This window comes from Methanosphaera sp. ISO3-F5, assembly GCF_034480035.2.
Classification (GTDB): Archaea; Methanobacteriota; Methanobacteria; order Methanobacteriales; family Methanobacteriaceae; genus Methanosphaera.
In genome coordinates this window covers 1,278,707-1,293,499 of record NZ_CP118753.2, presented here as the reverse complement: position 1 = coordinate 1,293,499, position 14,793 = coordinate 1,278,707, and the positions used below count along the sequence as shown (strand labels likewise).

The window sequence follows — 14,793 nt, the reverse complement described above, 5'->3', positions numbered from 1 at the left end:
ATGTTAGTATATAGACAAACATTAATTCATTCAATAAAATACATAATAACAAATACCACCAAAAGTACATAGATAAAATTAAAAAATAACATTACACAAAAGAATTATAATAAAATACTCATAAATATCATGAATTATCATATAATACTGACTTAAAAGTTATTTAAAAAATTATCAAACAAAATTAAAAATCAAGGAAAATAAAATTACATTAATCAAAAATCAAGTAAAAATTACAAAATTAGACTTAGGGTTTATATACCTAAAAGGGCTATACTAATAACTATGTGGGTATAAATTTAAACAATTCAAGTGGTGAAATTATATGTCAAGAAATGTATATACAAAAATGGTAACAGAATCAGCAGACGACATGTTATTCGGGGAAACTAAAAACCCTGTAAAACTCGGATTAGACCAAGTAGCAGGGGGCGGAATGGTTTACCCTAACATCAAAGTAGCACCTGCAGAAGGATCAGAAGAAAGTATTGACGGATTAGAAGCAACATCCAAAAACATAGCTTTCGCAGCATGTCAAAGAGCAGCTGATGTTGGATTACCAGCAGTACAAATAGAAATGGAACACGTACAACAACAATCAATCAGCAAAGAAGCTTCCGAAAGATGTACAGCAGTAACATGGGAAGAACTCGAAAAACTACACGACAAATACGGAACAAGAGTATCCTTAATGTCAACAATAGCTGATATGAGAGAAGAAGAAAACGGATTAAGAGGCTCCGACTACGACGTAGCAATGGACGAATCATTCGAAGCATGTGCACAAAGTGGAGCATCCATGTTATGTATCGAAACCGTTGGTGGTAAAGTAGTATCAGACTACGGTATATCAAGAGGAGACGCAAGAGCAATCCTATACGGTATCGGTGTATTAGGTTCCAACGATATGGAATACATGTGGACAAAAATCGTAGACATAGCAAAAAGAAACGGCGTAGTAGCTGGTGGGGACACAGACTGTGCACAAGCTAACACAGCAATGTTCTTAGCTGGTGGATTCATGGGTAAAAACGTTTCACACACAATTGCAGCAGTAGCAAGAGCAATTGCAGGAGCAAGAAGTTTAGTAGCTCTCGAATGTGGAGCAACCGGACCTACAAAAGACTGTGGATACGAAAACCCTATCGTAAAATCAATCGCATCCGTACCTATCTGTGCAGAAGGTAAAAACGCAACCTGTGCTCACGCAGACTTAATGGGTAACTTAACCGCAGCAGTTTGTGATGTATGGAGTAACGAATCTGTATATAACAGAGAAGAAATGGGTGGACCAACCCCTGGTGTATGGTTACAATCCTTAGGTTACGAATGTGCATTAATGAACACAGCAAAACAAATCGGAACCGCAAAAGCATTAAGAGACTCATACGTATTAGCAGATAAATACCGAGACCCTCAAGGTGTAATCCTCGCATACGATAACGCATACAGAATTGGTCAAGCAATCGTAGCAGACGGTGAAGACAACTACCTCAGAGCACGTGCAGCAGCACTCAAAGCAATGGACTGTATTAACGAAGCTGTAGAAGCAAAACGTATCTTATTAACAAGATTCGAAAGAGACACTCTCGATTCTACATACAAAACATACGAACAATTACCAGATGACTCTGACAAATTCTTAAAACAATCTGTAAAACGTTACAGCAGAAAAGTAAAAGAACACGACATAAAACAATACGATTTATAAGCGTGAAAAAAATTAAAATATATAGAAATAATTAAGGATGTGTATTCAAATGGTTAGCCCTTTAGAAAAATATTATGAAAAATTTGAAGATTACGAAAAAATTGCAATAAGATACAACGTAAAAGTAGAAGGTCCAGCTCTCAAACCTGAAGACGACCCAGAAGTAGTTGAAATCTTACCAGCAGAAGAAGGAGTAAAAAGAACCCTAGCTTTAGATGTATTATACGGTGACAAAGACAAAACCGATGCAGACGTAGAAGCAGCATTAAACGATGGTGCAGATCCAATAGACCTCATTAACAATGCTTTAATGAAAGGTATGGATGGTGTATCTGCTTTATACACTAAAGGTGAATTCTTCTTACCTGATTTAATGTTAGCTGGAGACGCAATGATGTCCGGTGTAGCACTTTGTGAAGCAAAACTCGGACACAAAGCAGATTCCAAAGCAAAAATCGTATGTTGTGCAGTAGAAGGTGACCCTCACGACATCGGTAAAAACTTAATTGTTATGTTCTTAAACGCAAACGGATACGAACCTATCGACCTCGGTCGTGACGTACCTAACGCAGACGTAATTGCAGCATTCAAAGAACACAAACCAGCAATGGCAACAGCAACAGCATTAATGACAACAACAATGACCGCATTCGGTAAAATTGCAGCATTAATGGAAGAAGAAGGTTTAGACATCCCTATTGGATGTGGTGGTGGAGCAGTACGTCGTGACTTCGTAGAAGAAAGTGCACACTGTTTCTACGGTGTAGAAGCATACCACACACCTAAATTAGCAGATGCTATTGTAGATGACGGTAAATCCTGGGAAGACATCAGAAACGAATACGCTGACATTGTCGGTGAATACGTAGCAGCATACTCCTAGATTCACTAACTCTCTTGTAAGATAATACTTCTTTATCTTACAAATTTTTTTAATTATTATATAAATATCAATATCTTATACCAATTTTAGGGTTGAGTTTTTTAGCGTGTTCTCAACTTTATTATTTGAATATATTCGGAAACTTAACTAGGTCCCACTATACCTAGTTATATTTTTTTTTAAAAACAATAAATTAACATTGTTATATTTTTACTTATAAAAAAAGAAAAAAATTAGTTGGGAGAATAATTAGCAGGAATAACAAGAACAGGAACAGGAGCCTCCCGAATAGTCTTCTCAGTAACACTACCCAAAAGGAACCTATCCAACTTATGCTTACCACTATTAGCCATGATAACCATATCCATACTCTTTTTCTCACAAACCCGCACAATAACATCAGCAGGATTACCCTCAACAGTCAAAGTAGAAACCTTAATATCAGAAGCAATACCAAGCTCATCCCGAAGCTCATCAATAACACCAAGCACATGATCAAGAACCTCATCACTATGCTCATCAAAAATTAGATCATCCTTATCCAAAGCTTCATCAGACAAACTACTCAAATGCTTACTATCAACAACATGCAAAACAGTAATTTCAGCACCCTCATCAGAGGCAATCTGCAACGCATGCTTAATAGCATGATCAGAATTTTTTGAACCATCGCTAGGTAATAAAATTTTATTATACATATCCAAACCTCACAAAAAATTAATTTATAGTTAATTAATAGTTATGTACAAATCAATATTTAACCTTTTATTAACAAAATAAAACAAACAATAAACTTCCTACAAAAAATACATTAATCCTACTAAAATCATAACAAAAGATTAGTCTTTAATCTCCAAATGATGAGTCATACAAGTAAACCTGTTACCAAACATATCATCAACCACATCACCCTTAAAAACATTAAAATACTTTAAAGTAGAACCAGATAATTTCCTCCTAGCCTCATAATTAACTAGCCTACCATTAACCTTATCCTCCAATAAAACATCATAAACATCCAACAATGGACAATAACAAATACTATAAACAAAATTCTCTGATTCAAGAACATTATGCTCAAAGACAACAATACCCTCTGCATAATATTCACTAACCTCACTAACATTATCCTTACATCTTTCAATAAATCTCATATATAATCATTTAACACAACTTTATAATAAATAAATATGTACCTCATAACTATTAAAACTATAAAAACTATACATTTAGTTTAAACTTAATAATTCTAAGGTAAAACTAAAAAGAAAATAATATATATGCATTACCAAATAAAAGCATAAATAAGGAAGATGTGATTAATATGAGTTCTGACGAAAAAACAATAACAAACATGCACCAATTAATAACCAGAGAAAACATGAAAAAACTGGAAACAGTAGACTTCACACCAAAAGACTACAATGAAATAATAAACGAAATAACAAGAGAAAGCCTAGAAAACCTTGAACTGGACTACACACATACACCACTAGAAAACATTAAACGCATAACAAAACAGCACGTAAACATATACTACTCAGAACAGGAAATATCATCAGGATACTACATATACAACAAAATATACCTAAACAATAAACAGCCAGAATCACAGCAGATAGTCACATTAATTCATGAACTAACCCATCACATCTATGCAGAAATATTCGAAAAAGTATTATCAAGAATATTCACAATAAAAAACTATCGAATAATAGAATCATTCGTAATGTTCATGCTAAACAATTCAATAGAAAACAGAGTAGCCGATGAATACCTATCATATATAGTGGAAGGAAGATTCACACCAGACAAGTACCATAACTACCTGCCATTCATACAGTTAATCATAGAATATGGAATCGACGTGGAATACAGTAAGGATTTCTTCATATTTGCCCATGAAATAAGCCATGACATAGATGACATATTAAGACAGGTAATCACAAAAAAATTAGAAAAACAGATACATGAACAGTTCAAACAGGACAGCATCGACGAATTCAACCAGAAACTAACCTTCGATTATACAAGTGAACGCTTTGATGAGGAAGAAAAAGTAGAGATTATCATAGAAATGATCTATTTCATATTCGATTACTTTGTTAACGGTGAAGGAAATATCGATGAATTAATTGAATATGTTGATAAGTTTGATGATAAAATATAATAATGTATAAAAAAGAATAAGTTTTAAAAAGATAGCGCCGTCGGCAGGACTTGAACCTGCGACCAATCGGTTAACAGCCGAACGCTCTACCTACTGAGCCACGACGGCATAAAAGTACAAATTAAATTATGTTTTTTATCATATATAAATCTATCTATTTTTAATAATATTCCACCAATATTTAGAAAAAAAGATAAACATACCAATAAGGGGTAGTGATCCAAAATGCAATATGAAGGAATAAAAGAAACACAAAACACAAGAATAGAAAAAGACAAGGAAACACTAGACGAAATAGAAATGCTATACTCCTTCGGAGTAGTACTATTCGAACACGCCATACTAGAATCAGAACACAAAACATACAGCATATCCTACTTTGCACCACAACAAATATACGACATAGTAATAGAAAACAAACAAGAAAACAAACTAGAAACATACACTACAACCACCCAACTAACAGGCAACATGCAAAAAATGTTCCAACTAAACAAGAACGAGAAAATCATAATAAACAATGAAGAAATAACATGTACAAGCCACAGCATAGAACACACATTATAAAAAAAAATAGAGTAATAAAATGGGGGATTAGATAATAACCTTCCTATTTTTACGGGCAGTATAATAATAATCACTGACAAACTCCGCACTAATATTTAACTTTATCTTAGAATTATTGACAAGACTAGCCGGTAAACGTAATGAATACTCTGCCATACCAGTCTTATTAACATGAAGATTAACCGTTTTATCCAAACCAATATCTTTATTACTAATTTTAACATGGATGACGGATTTTTTCTGAAGTAAACCCACATCTTTCTTAGTATCAATAACTTTAGTGACAAAACTCATACTCCCCTTACTAACATCAGAATAACTAATATTAATCTTAGCATACCTTCTAGTAATTACAGCCTTAACAAGGCTTGACTTACCGTAATGATACCTGTAATTACCCAGGTAAACTGCTACAAAGTTTTTAGCATTAAATTTAACATCAGCAGTCAAATAATAATTCACAACACCATTCTTAACCTTAAATTTTCGTATAGGATTACTGGTATTAAAGGAATCACCTTCTCTAAAGCTTCTTCCATTCAACTTAAACACAACATAACCAGACTTAACAGGATTACCCATACTATCCGTTACATTGGCTCTAAGCATAAACCTGTTACCAGTCACTGCCTTAATATTATCTAGCTTTACTGTTACATTATCCTTGTAAACCTTAACATAAAACCTGCTGGTATTAAGTAGCCTGTTGTCATGATATACCTGTATGACAATCCTCTGACTTTTCTTAACATCAAGTTGTGCAAGCACACTACCAGTACTATTTGTACGATATTCACGTGTTACACCATCAAATGTAACCTTTACCAGTTGATCTACAAGTATTTCATCCGTGTTAGGTTCTGTTAATGATATGCTTACACTGTTGTCTTCAACAAGGTTGGATTCCTGTGCCACATTTATTGTGGCATTTTTCACACTTATTGTTGCAGTAACTGTCTGATTACTCTCTGAATATAGTGCGGATCCCTTATAGGTTACTCGGAGATTTTGTTTTCCAATACTTTTTAACATAAATTGTGTTGAGAATTTATTATCTTTTACCATTACATTATCAGATAATGTTTTATTGTTACTGTCCTTAATATCAAGGTATCCGTTCACGGTACTGGTTGGATACTTAACTGTTCCTGTCACTGTAACCAAGTAGTCATCTGTTAAGCTTACCTTTGCCTTTGTTGTTGTATGATATTTCAGGCTTTTGTCTTCTGTGAATAGTTTCATAAATTCCAGTGTTGTCATGTCTCCATTATAGTCTGCCGTGCTCTTATGTTTTCTGTGGTCACTGCTAGTGCATATATAGTATATGTTGTTTTTGTCCATGTACTCCTTTGGATTGTATAGTCTGGATCCTGTTTCACTACCTCTTACTGACTTGTAACAGTTTCCTCCCACATGTATAGGGTCGGATGCATCATAGAACCATGCGAGTACCACATCATTTCCACGACTTCTTACTATTCGTCCCCTGTTATCGTTACCGTTCGCTGCTACTTCTCTGATATTGGATGGGTCTACTCCATTGAAGAGGTGGAACATTATTGCATTGTGTATTTTGTGTTTGTACAGGTATAGCATGTTCTGGTACATTGCGTTTGGTCCTATCCTGTATCGTACTACTTTGAATCCTTCCTGTTTTAGTTTGCTTACTATGTTGTTACATATTTTTTTGTCTTTGCTGTTGGTATGGTCCATTGCAAAGTATATTGGTCTTGACTTGTTTAGTATTGGTTTGATTTTGTCGGTTACTGTGAAGTTTGTTGTGGCTGTTCTTGTCTTGTATTCGGGGTCGTTTATGTGTATCTTGAATGTGTGGTTTCCTATTTTTTGTTTTGTTGTGTATTTATAGTTTCCGTTGTCATATAATTTGAAAGCATTATGGGACTGTTTCTTACCATCAACATATAGGTGTATGTATGACTCTTCTGGTAAATCGTCATCATCAGTAAATATATTACCAGTAATGCTAGTGTATGATAGGTAATCCTTACTTTCAACTTCATTTACTGTAACGTCTAATTCATCTTTATCATCTGAATCTTCTTTAATATTTTTATTCTCCACAGACTTAGAAATACATTTACCATCATCAACTAATAAATCACCAGTATCATTACTAGCATGAATACCAGATAAACAAGCTAAAAATAATAAAAATGTAAAAGTCAGGAAGAAAAACTTAAATTTCTTACCTCTCATTAAATTACCATAAAAAAATTTTCGTTAGATAATATGTATATCATTACTACTACTTAAAACTTTGAACAAAAACATACCAATAAACAAGAAAAAAATAACAATCATAAAATTTAAACTAAAATCACAATATTGACACTTAATTAATAAAAAATATTTAATATAATAATCTCTATAAAATAAAAGAGAAATGTCACATACAATAAAAATGGGTGATTAAAAAAAATGTTTGCCGAAACAACAAAAGAAATACTCCTAGAACACCCCCTAGAAACAGTAAACAAAAAACTAAACTCCATATTCCCATATAAATACTATAAAATAAGAAGATACAACCAATACACATACACCTACACAATAATAGACACATTCAATCAAACTTTCATAATGCACATCACACTAATAGAAAACACACCCACTACAACAAAAATCATATTCACAGCAGACTACCCCCATGCAATCATGGACCTAACAAGAGGAGGAGAACAAGCAATCAACACAATACTCGAAGAACTACTAAACCAACTAGACAAAATACCAAAAACCAAAAGCACCAAAACAGAAACATCAGACATAAAAACAGTAACCAAAGAAAATTTCATAAACACAACAAAAAAATCACACACACTACTCATCATAACAGGATACATCCTATCAACCCTAACAATAATCCTCCCAATAACGGCCATAATAAACTATGATCCAGAAAATTTCCTAACCTTCAGCATATTCATGACAGGCATACTATGCTTAAGCATCGAAATATCACTATCAATAATACTACAATACTACGAAGACACAAAATCAAAACAACACGGAAAAATACAGACAATAATTTGTGGAATATCATTCATAATCATGGGACTACTAATACACCCAAGCTTAATACTAGCAGGAATACTAATACCAACAATCACATTAACACTACTCCACAAAAGAGAACAAGGAAAATAACAATCAAAACCATTACAAAAAATAAACATAGTATAAAGTCAAAAGAAAGAACCAATCCAGAAAAATGATAAAATAATCAAACGAAAAAAACATAAACAAGTACATATTATAACAAAATCAAATATAACAATATAGATTAAATCATAAAATAATCTAAAAAATCATAAGAGGTAATAAAATGAATAAAAATACTAAAATGATATTATTATTTATTTTATTATTACAGTTAATGATTGGAATAGCATGTGCAAGTGAAGTACAAAACGAACAAGACAACACGATAGAAAAACAAGCACAACAAACAATAAATCCATCCAGTCAAGAAATAAATAATAATATAAAAACCTCACAAAAAACAATAAAAACAAATAATAATAAAAACGTTAAAACAGCAAACAATAGAAACACAAGAAAAAGGAATGTAAAAATAACTGTTGACTCAATCAGTGGAATAGTAGGAGAAAACATAACATTAAAAGCAAACATCACAGACAACGAAGACAAACCAGTTACTGGTGGAAACCTGGTATTCAAACTAAATAGTAAAACATTGAAAAAAGATGGAAGCTTCAGCAGCTCAGAAACACCATGGAAATTCCTGGTAAAAAACGGAAAAGTAAGAATAACAATCACAGCAGACCTATACCTACGAAACATTAAAAACATAACTGCGATATACAGTGGAACAAAACAGTATACTGCTGCCAAAAGTAGGATAGTTACAGCACAAATCAAGAAACGAAACGCACAACTAACAGTAACAGCAACACCCAAAAAACAAAAACACTACGAAACAATAACAATCAAAACCATAATAAAAGACACAACACTAGGACATAAAAACAAAACGGCATTAAACACTGGATCAAAAGTACTGTTCAAAATAGATGGAAAAACATTAAAAAACAATAAAGGAAAAAAAATACTTGTAGAAATAGAAAACAACAAGGCAACATACAATTATACAATACCACAAGTAATGAAAGCAATAAATAATGATGGAACAACAAAAAATCATACAATAGAAGCAGTACTAGTAAGTGACATATATTACCAAAATAAAAACCATACAAAATTCAGTGTATATAGAAATCCGACAAAAATAATCCTTAACAATATTACAAATGCAACAGTCAAAAAGAATGTAAAAATAACTGGTAAACTTGTAGACATAAAAAACCAACCAGTAATTAGCAAAAAAATACAACTAAAAATAAACAACCAAAAATATATTATTAAAACAGATAAAACAGGAGCATTCCAAAAAACAATAAAGGCAAACAAAACAGGAACCAATAATATAACAGTAATTTCTCCTGGTAATGCCAACTACTTGTCCACAAAAACAAAAACTACATTCAAAGTAAATCGTATAAATACAATAATAACATTCAAAATATTAAACGAGAGCAAGCTTCGTGCAGGAAAAAGTATATGTGTAAGAGGAAAAATTACAGATGAAGATGGTAATCCAGTGAAGGAGGAATTTGTATATGTTTATCCATCATTATCTGAGTATAAAATAAGGTATGGACAGTATGGCTATATGTATCAATGGATGACTGATGAAAAAGGAAAATTTGATTGTAAGAAAACATTATTATCAGCAGGATCAAATCAGTTAATAGTTGTATTTGAAGGAAATGAAATATTTGCACCTGCAAAAAGAATTAAAAATTATACATCTGCAAAATTTATGCCAGAATTATATATAGGGACTGATATCATGCCTTTAAAAGTAGGTGAAACTGTATATATCTATGGAGAGATAATACCTACTGATGCTTATTATGGTTTTGATGAAGTGTATATTGATTTAAATAATATTACTCTTGAAGCAAGATTCAATAATGAAAATAAGACACAAAAAGCTAAACTTGACGATGATGGTCATTTCAGTGTTTATTATAAGACTAATCTTGTAGGAACCAATAAAGTAACTATCAAGTTATCAGAAAATCAGGATTTTCATGAAACAATAAACTCTACTACATTTTATGTTTATAACAAAACAGCATCTAAAGTGGTTTTACCGATTAAAAAGCATCGTTCAGAAATATCCAATGAATATGAAAAATATATAATATATAATAATGGTAATAAGGATTATGGGGAAATTGAAGCACAAGTAAATAATCTTTTAATTTATGATGCTCTACCAGTAAATAAAATAGTTGGAGCAAAACTTTATCTAAAAAACAGTAAAAATCAAACAAAAACAATAAATGGAACTATTGAAAATAAGTTTAGTGTTGTTATTAAACATGATCCAAAGTTAACTCCATATAAAATAGAGTTACAATTGAAACAATTATCTAAACGCGAAGATGCTGAGTATTTTTATTAATTAAGATAGAATTAATGAAAACATATATCACCTTTTAATTTCTTCCTATTTTTTCTTTTATTCAAATCTTTTTTTCTAATAGGATTATATTATTAATTAGTGCTTTAGTACTTATCTATGCTTTGTTTAAACTTTTGCGTTGAATAATTATTCTGTTATATTATTTGTGTATAATATTTACTAATTTTACACCTATAGTATTTAGTTAAAAAAAATAATTAAAATAAAGTTTAGTATTTTGGTGTTTTATGTGTTATTTTTTTGTTTATTCTTCGAAGAGTTTTATGAATTCTTCTGCGGTTTTTTCTCCTGTGTAGTCTGCGTTTTCTTTGTGTTTTCCGTTGTCGCTGCTGGTGCATATTGCGATTATGTCGTTTTCTTCCATGTATTGTTTGGGGTTTTCTAGTCTTGGTCCTGTTTCGCTTGCGTATATGTATGCTGTGCCGCTGGCATTGTCGTTTACACAGTCTATGCTGTCATAGAACCATGCTAGTACTACTGGTTTCCTCTTTTTCTTACTGTTCTGCCCCTGTTGTCTGTTCCGTTTGTTGCTAGTTCTCTTATGGTGGATGGGTCTGCTCCATTGAATAGGTGGAATATTATTGCGTTTGTTATGTTGTGTTCGTATAGGTAGTGTGTGTTTTGTGACATTTTGTTTGGTCCTATTTCTGCGCTTACTATGTTGAATCCTTCAGCTTCTAGTTTGTTTGTGATTGTTTTGAGTATTTCTTCGTCTTTGTTGTTGGTGTGGTCCATTGCGAAGTATATTGGCCTTGATTTGTCTAGTGGTGTGTTGTTTTCTTTTTTTGTGGTGTTGTTGGTTGTGTTTGTTTTATATGGTGGTGGTGTGTGGTTTTGGTTTGTGTGTTGGTTGTTTTGGGTGAGGTTGTCGGGGTTGTTTGTTATGTTGGATTGGATGTTGTTTGTGTTGGTTGCTGTTGTGGTGTTTAATAGGCATATTATTGTTATGGTTATTGCTGTGAATAATATTATTTTCTTATTCATAGTTTTTGTCCCATTAATTTTATTGTATTATGTTTATTTTTTTGTGGGTATTTATAGTTTTTAGTGGGTTGGAACATTTTTTTTACTATGATTTGTGTTTATGTTTAAAAAAAGTAATGTATAGAAGTTTTATTGAAGTTGTCAGTTTATCCTTTGTGCTTGTAGTTTTTATTCGGGTTTAGGGGGATATTGCTACAAGTTATATAAATTTTGGATTAATCTTTGTATTGTATTTGTTTCTTATGGTTTGGGAATATATTTATTTTATTATTATTTTTTTTTTTTGGGAGGGTTCTTCAATAAAACTTTCCGTGTTTATGATTTTTAGGATTTTTTTTTCTTAGTTTGTGTTTAAAGAAATACTTTTTGTACATATAATATACACAACTTGTACATATATTGTACATATTAATGTTTATCTTCATAGTATATAAAGGTTTGTACAATTATTAAACAAATAATATTTTTGTAAAAAAAAATAATCATCAATCACTAAAAGAATTAACAACCTCAATAGTCAAACTGGTAAGATCATCAACACTATCAATCCTCTCAAGAACCAAATCCTTAAAATTACCCAACTCAACAGGCAAAGGAGTACGGCCACGAGTCCATAAAACAACAAGATAACCCTCATCATCACTAATCCTCTTCTTAATCTCACCAAGAGACAAACCCTCATGAATAGTATTCAAAGAATCATCCAAGATATCATCCACAAAATAAGGATTAATCTCAACATTATCCGATAAGATCTCATCACCAGCAAAGAGGGTAATTCTACGATAAGGACTAGTGAAACGACCAGTCTTACCATCATTCTCCTTAGACTTACGAGTCCTAAGATATTCAACTACAAGATTAACTCCGCCATCAAGTTTAAGAGTTTCATATGGTACATCACCAATTAAGCCATCAAATCCTGGATTTTTAACTGCCATAATATCACATAAAAAAAATTATAAATTCCTACTATTAACTATCTCATTCAAACAACATAAAATTAATCATACAATAAAAAACAAAAACAATAAATAACCACAAAAAAACCGAAAAAATGGGGGCAAAAAAAGATATGAACCAAGAAGAAATAAACAAATTATACACACCAGAACAACACACCAAAACAATAACCACACAAGAATACCAACAAAAATACATAGACAAAGAAGCAACAATGAAAGCATGCAAAGAATGCCCAAACTACTCAAAAAACTGGGCATGCCCAGAATTCCATGACAACCCCTACAAGCAATGGAACAACTACAAAAACATAAAACTAATAATGACAAAAATAAACTACACACAAAAAGCACAACAAAACCAGTACACACCAGAACAACTAAACAAAATAATAGAAAACACACTATTCCAGGAAAAAAAGAAACTACAAGAAAAACTAGAACAAGAAGAAAAAAAATACCATGGAAGAATACTCTCCGCAGGATACTGCACACACTGCAACACATGCACAAGAACACAAAACAAGCCATGCAAACACCCAGAAAAACTAAGAAACAGCATAGAATCCATAGGAGGACTAGTCACAGAAACACTCAGAGGAGAATTCAACGAAGAAATAAAATGGATCCGAGAAGGAAAACTACCCACAAACCTAACACTACTCATGGCACTACTATACTAAAAATAAAATAACAAAACAAACAAAAAACAATAATATACAACAATACAAAAAAAAGAGGTGACATATTGCAAACAGAAAGATTCGAAACATTCATCGACGCAATACTCGCAATAATGATGACCGTAATGGTACTTAAAATACCACAACCCGAAACACTAACCTTCACGGGAATATGGGACCTCAAAATAATGTACCTAGCATACATAATAAGCTTCATAGTACTATTCAGCATATGGGACCACCACAGAAAATTCTTCGAAAAAGTACAAAACATAGACGACCACGTAATATGGATGTACTCAGTACTCATATTCTTCACAACATTCGTACCATACCTAACAGCATGGGTAGCACACAAACCATACGACCTAGTACCCGAAATAATGTTCGGATTCATATTCTTCATAGTAAACATACTATTCGTAGTATCAACAGCACTAACAATAAAAAAAGACACACACAACACACTACTAGAACAAATAAGCTACAACAAAATATTCATCATGAACACAACACTATTCATAATAGGAGCAATAATAGCAACACACGGATACCCAATAATAATGATGATAATATGCTTACTAACCATAATAACATGGAACCTCCTAACACACTACCAGGAAACATACAAAACAGGTGAAAACTAATGCAAACAGAAAGATTCGAAGCACTAATAGATGCAATACTAGCAATCATCATCACAATAATAGTAATGGAAATACCACTACCAGCAACACCCACCTGGACAAGCCTACTAGAACTAAACCCAGAATTCATAGCATACACAACAAGTTTCCTAATATGCTTCAACCTATGGAACTACCACCACACACTATTCAACGTAGTAAACAAACTAGACAGCACAATCACATGGGCAAGCGCAATAAGCATGATGATAATAGGCCTACTACCACACGCAACAACAATGCTATCAACAAACATGAACTCATTCACAGCACAAGCAATGTTCGGACTAATCTTCTTCCTAACAAACATAAACTTCTACATAGTAGACCAACTACTAATACGAAAAGACCCAGCAAACATAGCACTACGACTAAAACTAAAAAACACAAAACAAAATATGATATTCACAACAATACTATACACAATAGGATACATCATAGCATACACATACTACCCACCAGCAATAATGATAACCTGCCTACTAAGCATAATACTATCATTCCTACCACAAAAAACAAAAAACAAAATAAAACTACCCCTCTAAAACACCCACACCCTATACTTTTTTTCCACACAATACAACAAAAAAATAAATAAAAACAAAAACAAA

Annotated in this window: 14 protein-coding genes and 1 tRNA gene; 9 read left to right on the top strand and 6 right to left on the bottom strand. The window is 32.3% G+C overall.

Annotated elements, in window-relative coordinates; translation table 11 throughout:
• The first annotated feature begins 325 nt into the window (after positions 1 to 325).
• Both PXD04_RS17520 and mtaC read left to right on the top strand, forming a co-directional pair.
• On the top strand, positions 326 to 1,711 hold the full coding sequence (locus tag PXD04_RS17520) for a methyltransferase MtaB domain-containing protein (RefSeq protein ID WP_323736105.1): 1,386 nt from the start codon (positions 326 to 328) through the stop codon (positions 1,709 to 1,711).
• 49 nt (positions 1,712 to 1,760) lie between these two features.
• Positions 1,761 to 2,594, top strand: coding sequence for a methanol--corrinoid protein MtaC (gene mtaC, locus PXD04_RS17515; RefSeq protein ID WP_323736104.1), 834 nt, complete (start codon positions 1,761 to 1,763; stop codon positions 2,592 to 2,594).
• 233 nt (positions 2,595 to 2,827) lie between these two features.
• On the opposite strand, the gene PXD04_RS17510 is transcribed toward mtaC, so the two are convergent.
• Complete coding sequence (locus PXD04_RS17510; RefSeq protein WP_323736103.1) at positions 2,828 to 3,292, bottom strand: universal stress protein; 465 nt, start codon at positions 3,290 to 3,292, stop codon at positions 2,828 to 2,830.
• Positions 3,293 to 3,433: 141 nt separating this feature from the next.
• Positions 3,434 to 3,748 carry a hypothetical protein gene (locus PXD04_RS17505; RefSeq protein ID WP_323736102.1) on the bottom strand — a complete coding sequence of 105 codons (315 nt, stop codon included), beginning with the start codon at positions 3,746 to 3,748 and terminating at the stop codon, positions 3,434 to 3,436.
• A gap of 170 nt (positions 3,749 to 3,918) precedes the next feature.
• On the opposite strand from PXD04_RS17505, the gene PXD04_RS17500 reads away from it, so the two are divergent.
• Positions 3,919 to 4,764, top strand: coding sequence for a hypothetical protein (locus tag PXD04_RS17500; RefSeq protein ID WP_323736101.1), 846 nt, complete (start codon positions 3,919 to 3,921; stop codon positions 4,762 to 4,764).
• A 35-nt stretch (positions 4,765 to 4,799) separates the two neighbouring features.
• On the opposite strand, the gene PXD04_RS17495 is transcribed toward PXD04_RS17500, so the two are convergent.
• Positions 4,800 to 4,872 (bottom strand) — tRNA-Asn (locus PXD04_RS17495).
• A gap of 117 nt (positions 4,873 to 4,989) precedes the next feature.
• Between PXD04_RS17495 and PXD04_RS17490 the strand changes: the two genes are divergently transcribed.
• Positions 4,990 to 5,331, top strand: a complete 342-nt coding sequence (locus tag PXD04_RS17490; protein ID WP_323736100.1) for a hypothetical protein — start codon at positions 4,990 to 4,992, stop codon at positions 5,329 to 5,331.
• Positions 5,332 to 5,358: 27 nt separating this feature from the next.
• Here PXD04_RS17490 and PXD04_RS17485 read toward each other — a convergent pair whose 3' ends face one another.
• On the bottom strand, positions 5,359 to 7,548 hold the full coding sequence (locus tag PXD04_RS17485) for a hypothetical protein (protein WP_323736099.1): 2,190 nt from the start codon (positions 7,546 to 7,548) through the stop codon (positions 5,359 to 5,361).
• A gap of 222 nt (positions 7,549 to 7,770) precedes the next feature.
• Between PXD04_RS17485 and PXD04_RS17480 the strand changes: the two genes are divergently transcribed.
• Together PXD04_RS17480 and PXD04_RS17475 are read left to right on the top strand one after the other, a co-directional pair.
• Positions 7,771 to 8,499 (top strand): hypothetical protein, encoded by a 729-nt coding sequence (locus tag PXD04_RS17480; protein ID WP_323736098.1) that lies wholly within the window; start codon positions 7,771 to 7,773, stop codon positions 8,497 to 8,499.
• A gap of 178 nt (positions 8,500 to 8,677) precedes the next feature.
• Positions 8,678 to 10,846 carry an Ig-like domain-containing protein gene (locus PXD04_RS17475; protein ID WP_323736097.1) on the top strand — a complete coding sequence of 723 codons (2,169 nt, stop codon included), beginning with the start codon at positions 8,678 to 8,680 and terminating at the stop codon, positions 10,844 to 10,846.
• Between the two features lie 495 nt (positions 10,847 to 11,341).
• On the opposite strand, the gene PXD04_RS17470 is transcribed toward PXD04_RS17475, so the two are convergent.
• Positions 11,342 to 11,851: a hypothetical protein gene (locus tag PXD04_RS17470; protein WP_323736096.1), complete on the bottom strand. Its 510-nt coding sequence runs from the start codon at positions 11,849 to 11,851 to the stop codon at positions 11,342 to 11,344.
• Positions 11,852 to 12,336: 485 nt separating this feature from the next.
• The gene (locus PXD04_RS17465) at positions 12,337 to 12,792 is read right to left on the bottom strand and encodes a hypothetical protein (RefSeq protein ID WP_323736095.1); all 456 of its coding nucleotides are present in this window, start codon (positions 12,790 to 12,792) and stop codon (positions 12,337 to 12,339) included.
• Between the two features lie 134 nt (positions 12,793 to 12,926).
• On the opposite strand from PXD04_RS17465, the gene PXD04_RS17460 reads away from it, so the two are divergent.
• The 3 genes from PXD04_RS17460 to PXD04_RS17450 all read left to right on the top strand — a co-directional run bounded on the left by PXD04_RS17460 (position 12,927) and on the right by PXD04_RS17450 (position 14,727).
• The gene (locus PXD04_RS17460; RefSeq protein ID WP_323736094.1) at positions 12,927 to 13,496 is read left to right on the top strand and encodes a DUF2284 domain-containing protein; all 570 of its coding nucleotides are present in this window, start codon (positions 12,927 to 12,929) and stop codon (positions 13,494 to 13,496) included.
• 65 nt (positions 13,497 to 13,561) lie between these two features.
• The gene (locus PXD04_RS17455; RefSeq protein ID WP_323736093.1) at positions 13,562 to 14,143 is read left to right on the top strand and encodes a TMEM175 family protein; all 582 of its coding nucleotides are present in this window, start codon (positions 13,562 to 13,564) and stop codon (positions 14,141 to 14,143) included.
• A complete protein-coding gene (locus tag PXD04_RS17450; protein ID WP_323736092.1) occupies positions 14,143 to 14,727 on the top strand; it encodes a TMEM175 family protein in 585 nt (194 codons plus the stop codon). The genes PXD04_RS17455 and PXD04_RS17450 overlap by 1 nt, the downstream gene beginning before the upstream one ends.
• Positions 14,728 to 14,793 lie beyond the last annotated feature (66 nt).